This window comes from Rhodococcus sp. Ni2 (genome assembly GCF_021352185.1).
GTDB lineage: Bacteria > Actinomycetota > Actinomycetes > Mycobacteriales > Mycobacteriaceae > Rhodococcus_F > Rhodococcus_F qingshengii.
The window spans coordinates 2,782,338-2,796,849 of record NZ_WOXZ01000002.1 but is presented as its reverse complement, the minus strand read 5'-3'; the positions used below and the strand labels follow the sequence as shown (position 1 = coordinate 2,796,849).

The 14,512-nt window shown below is 63.3% G+C and carries 14 protein-coding genes and 1 rRNA gene; all 15 read left to right on the top strand.

All coding sequences use genetic code 11. From position 1 onward, the window contains the following. The first annotated feature begins 8 nt into the window (after positions 1 to 8). The 15 genes from rrf (at position 9) to scpB (ending at position 14,449) form a co-directional block, all read left to right on the top strand. Positions 9 to 125, top strand: a 5S ribosomal RNA gene (rrf, locus tag GN300_RS26480). A 61-nt stretch (positions 126 to 186) separates the two neighbouring features. Further along, a complete protein-coding gene (locus GN300_RS26475) occupies positions 187 to 1,128 on the top strand; it encodes a M48 family metallopeptidase (protein ID WP_082845781.1) in 942 nt (313 codons plus the stop codon). Beyond that, positions 1,125 to 2,108, top strand: a complete 984-nt coding sequence (locus tag GN300_RS26470; RefSeq protein ID WP_063316361.1) for an HAD-IIA family hydrolase — start codon at positions 1,125 to 1,127, stop codon at positions 2,106 to 2,108. Before GN300_RS26475 ends, GN300_RS26470 begins: the two co-directional genes overlap by 4 nt. 76 nt (positions 2,109 to 2,184) lie before the next feature. Continuing rightward, positions 2,185 to 2,427, top strand: a complete 243-nt coding sequence (locus tag GN300_RS26465; protein WP_003946140.1) for a hypothetical protein — start codon at positions 2,185 to 2,187, stop codon at positions 2,425 to 2,427. Position 2,428: 1 nt separating this feature from the next. Next, positions 2,429 to 3,268 (top strand): TlyA family RNA methyltransferase, encoded by an 840-nt coding sequence (locus GN300_RS26460; protein WP_042924671.1) that lies wholly within the window; start codon positions 2,429 to 2,431, stop codon positions 3,266 to 3,268. Continuing rightward, positions 3,265 to 4,212: an NAD kinase gene (locus GN300_RS26455; protein ID WP_003946132.1), complete on the top strand. Its 948-nt coding sequence runs from the start codon at positions 3,265 to 3,267 to the stop codon at positions 4,210 to 4,212. Before GN300_RS26460 ends, GN300_RS26455 begins: the two co-directional genes overlap by 4 nt. Positions 4,213 to 4,214: 2 nt before the next feature. Next, complete coding sequence (recN, locus tag GN300_RS26450) at positions 4,215 to 5,993, top strand: DNA repair protein RecN (protein WP_003946143.1); 1,779 nt, start codon at positions 4,215 to 4,217, stop codon at positions 5,991 to 5,993. Between the two features lie 86 nt (positions 5,994 to 6,079). Further along, positions 6,080 to 7,264, top strand: coding sequence for a putative cytokinetic ring protein SteA (gene steA, locus GN300_RS26445; protein WP_007731902.1), 1,185 nt, complete (start codon positions 6,080 to 6,082; stop codon positions 7,262 to 7,264). Beyond that, on the top strand, positions 7,261 to 8,214 hold the full coding sequence (locus tag GN300_RS26440) for a copper transporter (protein ID WP_019748590.1): 954 nt from the start codon (positions 7,261 to 7,263) through the stop codon (positions 8,212 to 8,214). The genes steA and GN300_RS26440 overlap by 4 nt, the downstream gene beginning before the upstream one ends. Before the next feature lie 156 nt (positions 8,215 to 8,370). Beyond that, on the top strand, positions 8,371 to 10,131 hold the full coding sequence (locus GN300_RS26435) for a CTP synthase (protein ID WP_003946139.1): 1,761 nt from the start codon (positions 8,371 to 8,373) through the stop codon (positions 10,129 to 10,131). 6 nt (positions 10,132 to 10,137) lie between these two features. Then, positions 10,138 to 10,770 carry an NUDIX hydrolase gene (locus tag GN300_RS26430; protein ID WP_007731894.1) on the top strand — a complete coding sequence of 211 codons (633 nt, stop codon included), beginning with the start codon at positions 10,138 to 10,140 and terminating at the stop codon, positions 10,768 to 10,770. A gap of 1 nt (position 10,771) precedes the next feature. Further along, positions 10,772 to 11,695 carry a site-specific tyrosine recombinase XerD gene (xerD, locus tag GN300_RS26425; protein ID WP_047270485.1) on the top strand — a complete coding sequence of 308 codons (924 nt, stop codon included), beginning with the start codon at positions 10,772 to 10,774 and terminating at the stop codon, positions 11,693 to 11,695. 143 nt (positions 11,696 to 11,838) lie between these two features. Then, entirely contained in the window at positions 11,839 to 12,852 is a 1,014-nt protein-coding gene (locus tag GN300_RS26420) for a ParA family protein (protein ID WP_003946138.1), read from the top strand. Between the two features lie 50 nt (positions 12,853 to 12,902). Further along, positions 12,903 to 13,724 carry a ScpA family protein gene (locus GN300_RS26415; RefSeq protein ID WP_046379919.1) on the top strand — a complete coding sequence of 274 codons (822 nt, stop codon included), beginning with the start codon at positions 12,903 to 12,905 and terminating at the stop codon, positions 13,722 to 13,724. Positions 13,725 to 13,765: 41 nt separating this feature from the next. After that, positions 13,766 to 14,449, top strand: coding sequence for an SMC-Scp complex subunit ScpB (scpB, locus tag GN300_RS26410; protein WP_037127047.1), 684 nt, complete (start codon positions 13,766 to 13,768; stop codon positions 14,447 to 14,449). Positions 14,450 to 14,512: the final 63 nt, after the last annotated feature.

The window sequence follows — 14,512 nt, the reverse complement described above, 5'->3', positions numbered from 1 at the left end:
CATAGAGTTACGGCGGTCATAGCGAAGGGGAAACGCCCGGTCCCATTCCGAACCCGGAAGCTAAGCCCTTCAGCGCCGATGGTACTGCACTCGACAGGGTGTGGGAGAGTAGGACACCGCCGAACACCCGTTAACCGAAAGGGGACCCAACATATTGGGTCCCCTTTCGTGCGTTGTATGAGAGGAATGACTGTGTCGGAGAATGGCGACGAGCGTCGGTCCTTCCGTGGGGGAGGAGCGCCTCGATCAGGTGGCCCCCGTCGTGACAACGACGGGCGTGGATCACGCGGCGCTGCAGGCGGAGACCGCCGCGGTGGTGCCGGAGACAACAACCGTGGCGGTGCTGGAAACAGTAACCGCGGCGGCGGATTCAACGGCGGACAGCGTCGCGGCGGCGAGGGTGGGTTCACCCCTCGTGGACGCGATGGCGACCGCAACCGTCAGCAAGCACGACCTGACGAACCGGATTTGCCCGACAACGTAGAGCCCACGGAGTTGGACCCGGCCGTTCGTCGGGATCTGCTCAGCCTCGACAAGGACAACGCCAACACGGTTGCGCGTCACCTCGTCATGGCGGGCAAGCTCGTCGACGAAGATCCGGAACTCGCACTGCTCCACGCTCGCGCTGCCCGTCAGCGCGCCGGCCGAATTGCGGTCGTTCGTGAAGCTGCCGGAATCACCGCGTACCACGCCGGTGAATGGGCTGAAGCTCTCTCCGAGCTTCGTGCTGCCCGTCGAATGGCTGGCGGACCGGGTCTGATCGCTGTCATGGCCGACTGCGAACGCGGTTTGGGTCGACCCGAACGCGCGATCGAGCTCGGCCGTAGCGACGAGGCTGCCGTGCTTTCGGGCGACGAGGCGTCTGAGTTGAGGATCGTCGTCGCGGGCGCCCGCATGGATCTCGGTCAGTTCGACCAGGCAGTTGTCACACTGCAGACCAAGGATCTGGACGCAGCGCGTACCGGTGAAGCTGCGGCTCGGCTGTTCTACGCCTACGCCGATGCCCTCGTTGCAGCTGGTCGTGTCGAAGACGGACTGAAATGGTTCCTCAACGCTGCAGCTGCTGACCTCGAGGGTGACACGGATGCTGAAGAACGGGTGGCCGAGTTGACCGGAGAAGATCAGTGACCGTGCTTCGTACTCAGTACGACGTACTTTTGCTCGATCTCGACGGCACGCTGTACGCCGGAGCTCATGCGATTCCCGGCACCCAGGCAGCTCTCGGTCAGGGCACGCAGGCCTTGTACTACGTGACCAACAATGCGAGTCGCTCGCCTTCGGCAGTGTCGGCGCATCTGACCGAACTCGGTTTCGATTCCGAAGACGATCGTGTCGTCACCAGTTCTCAGACGGCAGTGCGTCTGCTGTCGGAGCGTCTCGAACCCGGTGCCGCTGTGCTCGTCGTCGGTACCGACGCATTGGCCGACGAGGTGACGCGCGTCGGGTTGCTTCCGGTGCGCGAATTCGCGGATTCTCCGGTTGCTGTCGTTCAAGGACATTCGACGGAGACCAACTGGTCGATCCTTGCCGAGGCGTGCTTGGCGATCCGGGCCGGTGCGCTGTGGGTAGCGGCAAACCTGGACACAACACTGCCGTCGGAGCGGGGTTTGGTGCTGGGCAACGGCTCGATGGTGGCAGCTCTACGCGCTGCGACCAAGCAGGAACCGTTGGTGGCAGGTAAGCCTGCTGCACCGCTGATGGAGGACGCGCTCGCTCGCAGCGGGTGCTCGCGTCCACTGGTGGTCGGTGATCGTTTGGACACCGATATCGAAGGCGCACAAGCTGTTTCGATCGACTCGTTGTTGGTTCTCACCGGTGTGAGCATGCCGGGTGACGTACTGCGGGCTCCGGTTGAGCAGCGCCCCACCTACATTGCAGCAACTCTGGATTCGCTCAATCAGCCGGCCGTCGAATCGCTGGTCGGTGCGGACTCCAAGTGGTCTGTCTCCGTGAACGGGTCGGCGCTGGTTGTCGACGGCCCGGTTGTCGGGGACGAGATGTCGCTTCTACGCGCGGTTGCGCCTGTCGCATGGGCTAATCCGTCGTTCCGGACCCTGGAAGCGTCGGATGCCGGCGTGGCGGATCTGTTTGCATCCTGGCTCGTCTGATCTCTCGCAAATGTGTTCGACTCGCGGGGGTGCGGGTGTATGCGTAACCGAGAGTCATGCACTAACGTTGTGCCCGATGAGCACGCCGACACCGCACCCCGGAAACACGAGTAACGGATCTCCGTTGCCCGGGCCACGCCCTTCCGTCGATCCGGAACGCATACGTTCTGACGTCGACGGTTTGCTGGCGCGCCTCGGTGGCATCGAACAGGATCCGAACGATCAGCACGGAGCAGGTGTGATTCCGCAGAAGGCACATATTTTGGAACAGGCACACGAGGTGCTCGTCCAGGCACTCGCCTCTGTGGACAGGGCTTGACGTGGCACGTAGAGCACGGGTGGACGCCGAACTTGTCCGTCGCGGACTCGCACGGTCACGAGATCATGCGCAAGAACTGATTTCCGCCGGGCGAGTTCTCATCTCGGGAGCCGTTGCGACCAAGCCTGCGACGGCGATCGAAGCCGGAACGCCACTTCGGGTCGTCGAGGTGGAGCAGGAAGTTTCGTGGGCGTCGCGAGGTGCTCACAAACTGATCGGCGCACTCGACGCCTTCGGTGCCGAAGGATTGACGGTCGAAGGTCGCCGTTGCCTCGACGCCGGCGCATCCACCGGTGGGTTCACCGATGTTCTGCTGACGCGTGGTGCGAAGGAAGTTGTCGCAGTCGACGTCGGCTACGGACAACTGGTGTGGCGCCTGCAGTCCGATGACCGGGTGCACGTCATCGACCGAACCAATGTTCGTGCAATTGATGCAGAGACCATCGGCGGAACTGTCGATCTCGTTGTCGCGGACTTGTCGTTCATTTCTCTCAAACTTGTACTCGGGGCGTTTGTCGCCTGTACTGCTGACGGCGCGGACCTGGTTCCGATGGTCAAGCCTCAGTTCGAGGTGGGCAAGGACCGCGTCGGTGCCGGTGGCGTCGTACGAGATCCGGAATTGCGAATCTCGGCTGTGCTCGACGTGTCGGAGGCTGCTGCAAAGGTAGGTCTGCGGACGTTAGGTGTCGTGGCCAGCCCATTGCCCGGTCCGTCGGGAAATGTCGAGTATTTCCTGTGGCTTCGAAAGACAGGTTCGCCCGGTGATCACGAGCCGGAGACCGAGGGAATTCCTTCGGTGGAGGACATGATTCGCAAGGCTGTAGAGGAAGGGCCCCAGTGAACGCGGTCACGAACGGCGAGTCGCGCGAGATCCTTCTTGTCGCACACCCTGGTCGACGTGACATCACGGAAACCGCCAAACGAGTCGGGAAGATTTTCGAACGGGCGGGAATCGGGCTGCGAGTCCTCGTCGACGAAGCAGACAGCTCGCGCATCGAAGCAATGACGGAACCCGCGGGCTTCTCTGCGCCGGGTCTCGACGTCACGGTTGTTCATCCCGGCCCTGATGCTGCCGTCGGATGCGAGTTAGTTCTGGTTCTCGGTGGTGACGGCACATTTCTGCGCGCCGCCGAACTCGCTCAAGAAGCGTCCATTCCGGTACTGGGCATCAACCTCGGACGGATCGGATTTCTGGCAGAGACCGAGGCCGAGCATCTCGACGAGGCTCTCGCACAGGTAGTTCGCAAGGAATATCGCGTCGAGTCCCGTATGACACTCGACGTCGTGATTCGGGTGGACGACGAGATCATCGATCGCGGGTGGGCGCTGAACGAGGCCAGTATCGAGAATCGTTCGCGTCTGGGAGTTCTCGAAGTTGTCCTCGAAGTCGACGGCCGACCGGTGTCTGCCTTCGGTTGCGACGGTGTTCTCGTGTCCACTCCTACAGGCTCGACCGCTTACGCATTTTCCGCAGGCGGCCCTGTCGTGTGGCCCGAACTCGAAGCTTTGCTCGTCGTACCCAGCAACGCGCATGCGCTGTTCGCGCGGCCGTTGGTCACCAGCCCGAATTCGATCATCGCGGTGGAGACCGTCGCCGGTAGCCACGACGGCCTGGTCTTCTGCGACGGTCGTCGTACGTTGGAACTGCCTGCCGGCGCTCGCGTCGAGATCGTTCGCGGCGCCACTCCCGTCAAGTGGGTCCGGTTGGACTCTGCGCCCTTCGCTGATCGGATGGTTCGCAAGTTCGAGCTTCCGGTTACCGGATGGCGAGGAAGGAAGCCTTAATCGTGCTCGCAGAGATCCGTATCGACAGTCTTGGTGTGATCTCCGAGGCCAGCGCCCAGTTCCACGAGGGCCTGACCGTCCTGACCGGTGAAACCGGCGCAGGTAAAACGATGGTCGTCACCAGCTTGCACCTCCTCAGCGGAGCGCGAGCCGATGCCGGGCGGGTGCGGTTGGGCGCGTCGCGAGCCGTCGTCGAAGGACGATTCATCGCCGACGACGTCTCACCGGCCACCGAGCGTGAGATCGTCCGAATCCTGGAATCGTCCGGCGCCGAGCGCGACGAGGACGGGACCATCATCGCCGTCCGGACAGTCGGCAGCGACGGCCGCTCACGGGCTCATCTCGGCGGACGAAGCGTGCCGGCGGGAGTTCTCTCCGAATTCACGGATCCACTTCTGACTGTCCACGGACAGAACGATCAGCTGCGATTGCTTCGTCCCGACCAGCAACGCAATGCGCTGGACCGCTTCGGGGACAAGGCAATCGGAACGCTGCTGACGAGGTACCGCAAACACCGTCGTGAATGGCTCGATGCTCGTTCGGAGTTGATCGAACGCACGTCGAAGGCTCGTGAACTGGCGCAAGAAGCAGATCAGTTGACCTTCGCGCTCAACGAAATCGACGGCGTGGCACCCGAGCCAGGCGAGGACACGGCAATCGTTGCCGAAGTTCGTCGACTCAGTGAACTTGATTCGCTCCGCTCGGCTGCGGAAGAGGCGCACGCTGCGCTCGCCGGTAGTGACGACATGGCCAGCGGCGACGTCGGGGTCATGCCGGCGCTAGACCTGATGTCCGAAGCGCGGGCGCGTATCGAGTCGGTCACCGACGCAGATCTGGACGGCCTCGGTTCCCGGTTGGCCGACGCTATTGCCGTCGTCACCGATGTTGCCGGTGACCTGAACACCTATCTGTCCGGGCTGCCCGCAGACCCGGGTGCGCTGGACTCTTTGCTGTCGCGGCAATCGGAACTGAAGACTCTGACTCGCAAGTACGCCGCCGATGTCGACGGGGTTCTCGAATGGGCAGATACCGCTCGCGCTCGTCTGTCCAAACTCGACGTGTCCTCGGATGCGTTGTCGCTGTTGGCCAAGCAGGTCGAGGAGACGGCTGGCCTCACCGCGGAAGCCGCCACAAAGCTGAGCGCCGCGCGAGTCAAGGCAGCGGCAAAGCTCGCCAAAGCCGTCAGCGCGGAACTCGCCGGTCTGGCGATGGGACGTGCGGGTCTCGAGGTGACTGTGCGTTCGCAGCCTGCCGGCCCGCAGGACTCGGCGCCGCTCAGCGTCGGGGGAGTAGACCTTCATGCCGGGTCTGCCGGCGTCGACGAGGTGGAATTTCGTCTGTCTGCGCACAGCGGGGCACCGTCACTTCCGATCAGTAAGAGCGCTTCCGGTGGCGAGCTGTCACGCGTCATGCTGGCGCTCGAGGTTGTTCTCGCTGGTAGCGACACCGGCGCGACGATGGTTTTCGACGAAGTGGACGCGGGGGTCGGTGGTCGCGCTGCTGTCGAGATCGGCCGCCGATTGGCGAAACTTGCTCGTACGCATCAGGTTATCGTCGTCACCCACCTTCCGCAGGTTGCTGCGTTTGCCGACACCCACCTCGTGGTGGACAAGGTCGACGACAAAGGCGGAGTGGTGAGCAGTGGCGTGCGGACCTTGTCGGATTCGGATCGGGTGGTCGAATTGGCCCGTATGTTGGCAGGGCTGGACGACACCGAGACCGGTCGTGCGCACGCCGAAGAACTGCTCGAGATCGCGAATGCGGCCCGCGTCACAGATTGAAGGTTCTGTGGTGTTGGTGTGACTGATGTGGTAGTTGTCGGCGCGCCTCCACCGGTCAACGCGGTTTCAGGTTCATCATCGAAGCCATGAAGATGCCCGGATTGCTCTCACGTAACACCGAATCCTTGCCTGGGATCAGTGGCATCGCCAGGGCCGATCGGAACACGGCGAAGCTTCTACGCCGCGTCGGTCCTGGAGACATCGTGATCCTCGACGAAGTCGACATCGATCGCCGGACCGCCGATGCTCTGGTGAAAGCCGGAGTCATGGCCGTGGTCAACGCGTCGCCGTCGATTTCGGGGCGGTACCCCAACCTCGGACCGGAAGTGATCGTCGCCAACGACATCGTTCTGATCGATGCCGTAGACGGTGACGTCTTCAAGAACGTCAAGGACGGCAGCAAGATCCGCCTGCACGAGGGCGAGATCTTCAACGGCGAGAAGAGCCTCGTCAAGGGCGAAGAGCAGACCGAGGCCGAGATCTCCGATCGGATGATCGAGGCCAAGACCGGCCTGGTCGATCACCTGGAAGCGTTCTCGGGTAACACCATCGAGTTCATCCGCACCGAAAGTCCTTTGCTGATCGACGGAATCGGTGTTCCGGACATCGACATCGACTTGAAGGATCGCCACGTCGTGGTCGTCTCCGACGGACCCGAACACGAGGCAGATCTGAAGAACCTCAAGCCCTTCATCAAGGAGTATTCGCCGATCCTGATCGGTGTCGGCGCAGGTGCGGACGTGTTGAGCAAGGCCGGATACCGCCCCGATCTGATCGTGGGCGACCCGGAAGAGATCACCAGTTCCACCCTCAAGTCCGGCGCGGAAGTTGTACTGCCCGCAGACCAGGACGGTCATGCGGCGGGGCTTTCCCGAATCCAGGATCTCGGTATCGGGGCGATGACGTTCCCGGCGACCTGCTCACCGACCGACCTTGCGTTGCTGCTCGCCGATCACCACGGAGCTTCACTGATCGTGACGGTCGGCAACGTGGTGTCCTTGGACGAGTTCTTCGACCGTGGGCGTCGTGAAAGCAATCCGTCGGCGTTCATGACACGGCTCAAGGTGGGACCGAAACTGGTCGACGCCAAGGCTGTGGCAACGCTGTATCGAAGTCGAGTGTCCGGCGGCGCGATCGCGCTCCTGGTGCTCGCCGCCCTGGTGGCAGTGATCGTCGCCCTGGTCGTGTCCAATGCCGGTAGTGAAGTTCTCGACTGGGCAATCGCAACGTGGAACAGCTTCGCGCTGTGGGTTCAGGGGCTCTTCAAGTGATTTCGATGCGTCAACATGCAATTTCCATAGCGGCAATCTTCCTGGCACTCGCGATCGGCGTGGTGCTCGGTTCCGGAATGCTGTCCAGTGGATTGCTTTCGGGTCTGCGCGACGACAAGGCGGACCTGCAGAACGAGATCGAAGATCTCAATCAACAGTCCAATCAGCTTCAGCAGCAACTCAATTCCGCGGACGGCTTCGATGCCGCTGTCGGCGGTCGCGTCGTGCGTGACAGTCTCGCTGGTCGCACCGTCGTCGTCATCACGGCACCGGACGCGGATCCCAGTGATCTCGACGGTGTCAACCGACTCGTCACTGCCGCCGGCGGTGCCGTGACCGGACGCGTCTCGCTCACCGATTCGTTTGTCGACGCCACCGGTGGTGACCGCTTGCGGACCGTCGTCACCAATGTCATCCCTGCGGGGATCACCCTCAAGACCGGTGCGGTCGATCAGGGCAGTCTCGCGGGTGATCTGCTCGGTTCGGTTCTGCTTCTCAACGGGCAGAACAGCGAGCCGCAGAGCACTCCGGACGAGATGAATCTCGCGCTCGACTCGCTGCGTAGCGCCGGTTTCATCAGCTACGACGACGGAGCGGTCAAGCCGGCTCAACTCGCCGTGGTTCTCACCGGCGACAACAAGAGTGAATCCGACGCAGCCACGGGTAACCGCGGCGCCGTCATCGCCCGGTTCGCCGGTGCTCTCGACGGACGCGGCGCAGGAACGATTCTCGCGGGCCGGCCTGGCTCGGCCGAGGGCAGTGGTCCGGTTGCCGTCGCTCGTGCGGACGCGGCGCTCTCAGCGGGCTTGACGACCATCGACAACATCGATCGGGAGTCGGGCAAGATCACCACGCCGTTGGCGCTGCAGGAACAGTTGAACGGCGGCGCCGGCCGCTACGGCACGGGACCGGGAGCGGCGGCGGTCACCGTCGGCGCACCCACCAACTGAACACCCCGGTATTGATACGCCGGTCACATCGGGGGCGGAAAGTCGGCGCGTTGTAGGCACCGACCCCCGATAGGTGTTACCGTGAAATCCCGTGGGTCGGCAGGCCCCAGCATGCTTCATCAGACCAAGCCCTGCACAGTCGTCACGGGAGCCCCTTTGCCACAGTCACGCACTAACACGCGTACCGCCACCAAGCACATCTTCGTCAGCGGAGGTGTAGCTTCCTCGCTCGGCAAAGGTTTGACCGCCTCGAGCCTGGGACAGTTGTTGACCGCGCGGGGAATGCGCGTGACCATGCAGAAGCTCGATCCCTATCTCAATGTGGATCCGGGCACCATGAACCCCTTCCAGCACGGCGAGGTCTTCGTTACCGAAGACGGTGCCGAGACCGACCTCGACGTCGGACACTACGAGCGGTTCCTCGACCGTGACCTCTCCGGCCAGGCGAACGTCACCACCGGCCAGGTTTACTCGACGGTCATCGCCAAGGAACGCCGCGGCGAGTACCTCGGCGACACCGTTCAGGTTATCCCGCACATCACCGACGAGATCAAGCGTCGCATCCTCGAGATGAGCGGCCCCGATCTGCAGGGACACCGCCCGGACGTCGTGATCACCGAAATCGGTGGCACCGTCGGCGACATCGAATCGCAGCCCTTCCTCGAAGCCGCTCGCCAGGTCCGCCACGACGTCGGCCGCGACAACGTCTTCTTCCTGCACGTCTCCCTCGTGCCGTACCTCGGCCCCTCCGGAGAACTCAAGACCAAGCCCACGCAGCACTCGGTTGCGTCGTTGCGCAGCATCGGCATTCAGCCCGACGCGCTGATCCTTCGTTGCGATCGTGACGTTCCGCAGGGCCTCAAGAACAAGATCGCCCTGATGTGCGACGTGGACGTCGACGCCTGCATCTCGACGCCCGACGCTCCCTCGATCTACGACATCCCGAAGGTTCTGCACCGTGAGGGCCTCGACGCCTACGTCGTTCGCCAGCTCGGTCTCCCGTTCCGCGACGTCGACTGGACCGTGTGGGGCAACCTCCTCGATCGTGTTCACCAGCCGCGTGAGACCGTGCGGGTCGCGTTGGTCGGCAAGTACGTCGACCTGCCCGACGCATACCTCTCCGTCACCGAGGCACTGCGCGCCGGTGGATTCGCGAACCGGTCCAAGGTCGAGATCTCCTGGGTCCCGTCGGACGCCTGTGAGACCGAAGCCGGAGCGCAGGCCGCTCTCGGTGACGTCGACGGTGTTCTGATCCCCGGCGGCTTCGGCATCCGCGGCATCGAAGGCAAGCTCGGCGCGATCCGTTTCGCACGTTCGCGCAAGCTGCCGCTGCTGGGTCTGTGCCTGGGTCTGCAGTGCGTCGTCATCGAAGCTGCTCGTAGCGTCGGCCTCGACGATGCCAACTCGGCCGAGTTCGAGCCGGACACCAAGCACCCGGTCATCTCCACGATGGCTGATCAGGAAGACGTCATCGCCGGTGACGCCGACCTCGGTGGCACCATGCGTCTGGGTGCTTACCCGGCCGTGCTGACCAAGGGTTCCGTCGTCGCTCAGGCCTACGGAACCGAGGACGTCTCCGAGCGTCACCGTCACCGCTACGAGGTCAACAACACCTACCGCGATCGGATTGCCAAGTCCGGCTTGCAGTTCAGCGGAACTTCACCGGACGGCCACCTGGTCGAGTTCGTCGAGTACCCGCGTGAGCAGCATCCGTTCTTCGTTGCCACCCAGGCACACCCGGAGCTCAAGAGCCGTCCGACGCGCCCGCACCCGCTGTTCGCGGCCTTCGTCGAAGCAGCGTTGACGTACAAGCTCGAAGAGCGCCTGCCCGTCGACGTCCACGGTGACGAGAAGATCGACACCGCTGCCACCGAGACGGCGCTCGACGCTGCAGTCGAGAACGTGGAAAAGGTCTAGCCACAGATGAGCGATCCCGGTCGGCACGAATTCGACACCCTCGGCTCCAAGACGGTCTACACCGGCGCGATCATCGCGTTGCGCGTCGACACCGTTGCGATGCCTGGTGGTCAGCGTGCCGATCGGGAAGTCGTCGAACACCACGGCGCCGTTGCCGTCGTGGCACTGGACGAGCGCGACAATCTTGTGCTGATTCACCAGTACCGTCACCCGCTCGGGCACCGATTGTGGGAAATCCCTGCCGGTCTGCTCGACGCTGCGGGGGAGAGCCCGGTCGAGGCTGCAGCGCGCGAGCTGGGCGAAGAAACCGGACTCGGCGCCGATCGATGGTCGGTGCTGGTCGATGTCGCTCTCTCACCCGGGTTCACGGACGAGGCGGTTCGCGTCTTCCTTGCCGAGGGGTTGCACGAGGTGGAGCGCGACGATCCCGAACACGAAGAAGCCGATCTCGAGATTTCGCGGGTTCCGCTCGCCGACGCCGTCGACATGGCGCTACGCGGCGACATCGTCAATGCCACAGCGGTATCGGGCATTCTCGCGATCGCCACCGCACGCGCGACGGGAAAGCCGCTACGCCCCGCCGACGCACCGTGGCCCGATCGTCCTCGCGCATTCGGAGAACGCAAGTCGCGAGCCTGAAGTGCTTGCCCGACAGGTGGACTCGTATCTCGACCATCTAGCGGTCGAGCGAGGATCTGCGCGCAATACTCTACTTTCCTATCGCCGCGACCTGAATCGGTACGCGGAGTACCTGCACGGACGCGGCATCGACGACGTCGCGGGCGTGACGGAGAACGACGTCACCGAATTCGTGACACATCTGCGCCTGGGTGACAAAGATGCCGGCGTCGTACCATTGGCGGCCAGTTCGGCAGCACGCACCCTGATCGCGGTTCGCGGATTCCACAAGTTTTCCGCCGCCGAAGGTCTGGTCAGCGTCGACGTGGCCCGAACGGTCAAGCCGCCGACGCCTGGACGCAAGCTGCCCAAGGCCCTGCCTCTCGACGACGTGATCGCCCTGCTCGACGCTTCGGGTGGCGGTGCTGCCGGTGACGGGCCCCGCGATCTGCGGGATCGCGCTCTGCTCGAGCTCCTGTACTCGACCGGAGCGCGAATCACCGAGGCGATCGATCTGGACGTCGACGACATCGACACCGAAACCCGTTCCGTGCTGCTCAAGGGCAAGGGCGGCAAGCAGCGGATCGTCCCCGTCGGCAGGCCGGCGATCGCCGCGGTGGACGCGTATCTCGTCCGGGGGCGCCCCAGCTTGGCGACGCGCGGTGTTCCTGCCCTCTTTCTCAACGCTCGCGGTGGACGCCTCTCGCGTCAGAGTGCATGGCAGATTCTTCAGGACGCGGCCGCGTCCGCCGGGATCAAGGCGGACGTCTCACCCCATACGCTCAGGCACTCGTTTGCCACACACCTGCTCGACGGCGGCGCGGACGTACGCGTCGTGCAGGAACTTCTCGGTCACGCTTCGGTAACCACGACGCAGATCTACACACTGGTCACCGTCACCGCGTTGCGCGAAGTGTGGGCTCAGGCACACCCGCGTGCCCGTTAGGGGTTGGTTGGCTCATGCGTGTCTGCGAGACCATTCGGTGATGTAAGCGGTAGCGTTCAAGGAGCGCGAGCGGCCTCCACCGCAGTTTCGGGGGTTTGCCGGCGCCGAGAGCAACCGCCGAAAGAGTAGGGGAGCATCGGACCGTGTCGACATCGCAGCCACCAGCGGCGGAGTCCGCGCCGCCGCATGTCAATGCCCAACTCTTCGAGCGCGTGAACGAATCAGCACCAGCTGTACCCTCCGAACCAGAGGCGATGTTCGAAATAGATACGACGCCAGTAGCCTCTCCACCTGCGGAAACCCTCACCGTTTCCGCGGAAGAACTCGGCCCGACAGGTCGACCGGTCCGCGAGGTACCCCAACCGACACCGTTGGCGCACCACGGACCCGCGATGATCATCGCGATGTGCAACCAGAAGGGCGGCGTCGGCAAGACGACGTCGACCATCAACCTGGGTGCATCGTTGGCTGAATACGGTCGTCGAGTGCTCCTGGTGGATCTCGATCCGCAAGGCGCGTTGTCTGCCGGACTGGGCGTTCAGCATCACGACCTCGAACTGACCGTCCATAACCTTCTGGTCGAACCACGTGTGTCCATCGACGACGTGCTGATGCGAACCCGGGTCGACGGCCTCGACCTGCTCCCCAGCAATATCGACCTTTCGGCCGCCGAGATCCAATTGGTCACCGAGGTCGGACGTGAGCAGACCTTGGGACGCGTGTTGCACCCTGTTCTCGATCGGTACGACTACGTGCTCATCGACTGCCAGCCGTCGCTTGGCCTGCTCACGGTGAATGCGCTGGCTTGCGCCGATTCGGTCATCATTCCGATGGAATGCGAGTACTTCAGCCTGCGCGGCCTGGCACTCCTCAACGACACCGTCGAAAAGGTGCACGATCGTCTCAATCCCAAGCTGGAGTTGGCCGGTATCGTCGTCACGATGTTCGACGCCCGGACTCTGCACGCTCGTGAGGTGATGGCGCGAGTCGTCGAGGTGTTCGGCGACGTCGTCTACGACACGGTGATCAACCGCACCGTCCGATTCCCCGAAACCAGCGTCGCCGGTGAGCCGATCACGACGTGGGCGCCGAAATCGGCTGGGGCCGAGGCATATCGAGCATTGGCCCGCGAGGTCATTCACCGGTCTGGTCGTTAGTGGAACTGATTGCATCGCAAGAAGATTCGGTCGAAGTCGAGCCGGATTCGATCGACCCGAACGTGCCGACCGACGCTCAGACCGCAGCCAAGGCTGCCGGTTTCCGAGTCACTCTCCGGAACTTCGAAGGCCCGTTCGATCTGCTGTTGAACCTGATCAATCAACGACAGCTCGATGTCACCGAAGTCGCCCTGCACACCGTCACGGACGATTTCATCGCGTACACCAAGGAACTTGGCAGTGCGATGGGCCTCGATCAGACAACAGAGTTTCTGGTCGTCGCAGCCACTCTTCTGGACCTGAAAGCGGCAAGGCTGTTGCCCGCCGGGCAGGTCGAGGACGCGGAGGATCTGGCGCTTCTCGAAGCCCGCGACCTTCTCTTCGCGCGACTGCTGCAGTACCGGGCGTACAAACAAGTTGCGGCGCTGTTCGGTGAGTTGGAGGAAGCAGCGCTGCGGCGCTATCCGCGCTCGGTCGCCGTCGAGGATCAGTTCACCGAACTCCTGCCCGAGGTGTTGTTGGGCGTCGACCCTCAGCGTTTTGCGGAGATCGCGGCGACGGTGTTCACACCGCGTCCGGTGCCGACGGTGGGCCTCGATCACCTCCATGTGTCCAATATCTCGATACCCGAGCAGGCCGAGCGAATTCTCGAGTTGCTGCGCGAGCGAGGCATAGGGGAGTGGACACCCTTCGGGGACCTCGTTGCCGAGTGTGAGATCACCGTCGAGATAGTCGCAAGATTTCTCGCGTTGCTCGAGTTGTATCGCCGGCAGGTCATTGTGTTCGAGCAACCCGAAGCACTCGGACCGCTGATGGTGAGTTGGACCGGAGACGACCCGGCCGCGCCGGTCACAGAGGAGGACTACGGATGAACGCCGAGCCGACGGAACCAGAGTCTTCGCAGCTAGACGAGATGATCGAGCCTACCGAACACGCCTCGGAGTCCGAAGATTCCGCCCCCGATTTCGAACTCGACGACGATCAACTCGACGCAGTGCTGGAGTCGCTTCTGCTTGTCGTGGATTCGCCGGCCGAAGTGAACCAACTCGCATCTGTCACCGGAACCGCACCGGAACGAGTCGAAGAACGCCTGACGTCGATGTCGGCCGCATTGACCGCTCGCGGCAGCGGAATGGACCTGCGCTACGCGGGCGACGGATGGCGTCTGTACACGCGACAAGAGTTTGCCCCGTACGTGGAAAAGCTGCTATTGGACGGCGCACGCACCAAATTGACCAGGGCGGCATTGGAAACTTTGGCCGTAGTCGCATACCGTCAACCGTTGACTCGTGCGCGGATCAGTGCGGTACGAGGCGTCAACGTGGACGGGGTGGTACGCACCCTCCTTGCCCGCGGACTGATCGCGGAAGCCGGGCCTGACCCGGACACCAACGCGACACGGTACTCCACGACCGAACTGTTCCTCGAACGGCTCGGCCTGGCCTCGCTGAGCGAGCTCCCGGAGTTGGCCCCGCTCTTGCCTGATGTCGATCTCATCGACGACATCAGCGAAAGCCTGGAATCCGATCCGCGATTTGCGAGAATGAACAAGGCAGACGTGCCCGCTGACGTAGTGGACACCGAAGTCGACGACTGACCGGAATTCCGGCGCTCGTCAGCACCGAGAAAGACCCGACCACGCTCGGGAAACAGTAGAAAA

What these genes read in the sequence shown, in the direction of transcription:
- GN300_RS26475 (WP_082845781.1), top strand. Translation starts at nt 187, where the DNA reads ATGACTGTGTCGGAGAATGGCGACGAGCGTCGGTCCTTCCGTGGGGGA.
- GN300_RS26465 (WP_003946140.1), top strand. Translation starts at nt 2,185, where the DNA reads ATGAGCACGCCGACACCGCACCCCGGAAACACGAGTAACGGATCTCCG.
- steA (WP_007731902.1), top strand. Translation starts at nt 6,080, where the DNA reads ATGAAGATGCCCGGATTGCTCTCACGTAACACCGAATCCTTGCCTGGG.
- GN300_RS26430 (WP_007731894.1), top strand. Translation starts at nt 10,138, where the DNA reads ATGAGCGATCCCGGTCGGCACGAATTCGACACCCTCGGCTCCAAGACG.
- scpB (WP_037127047.1), top strand. Translation starts at nt 13,766, where the DNA reads ATGATCGAGCCTACCGAACACGCCTCGGAGTCCGAAGATTCCGCCCCC.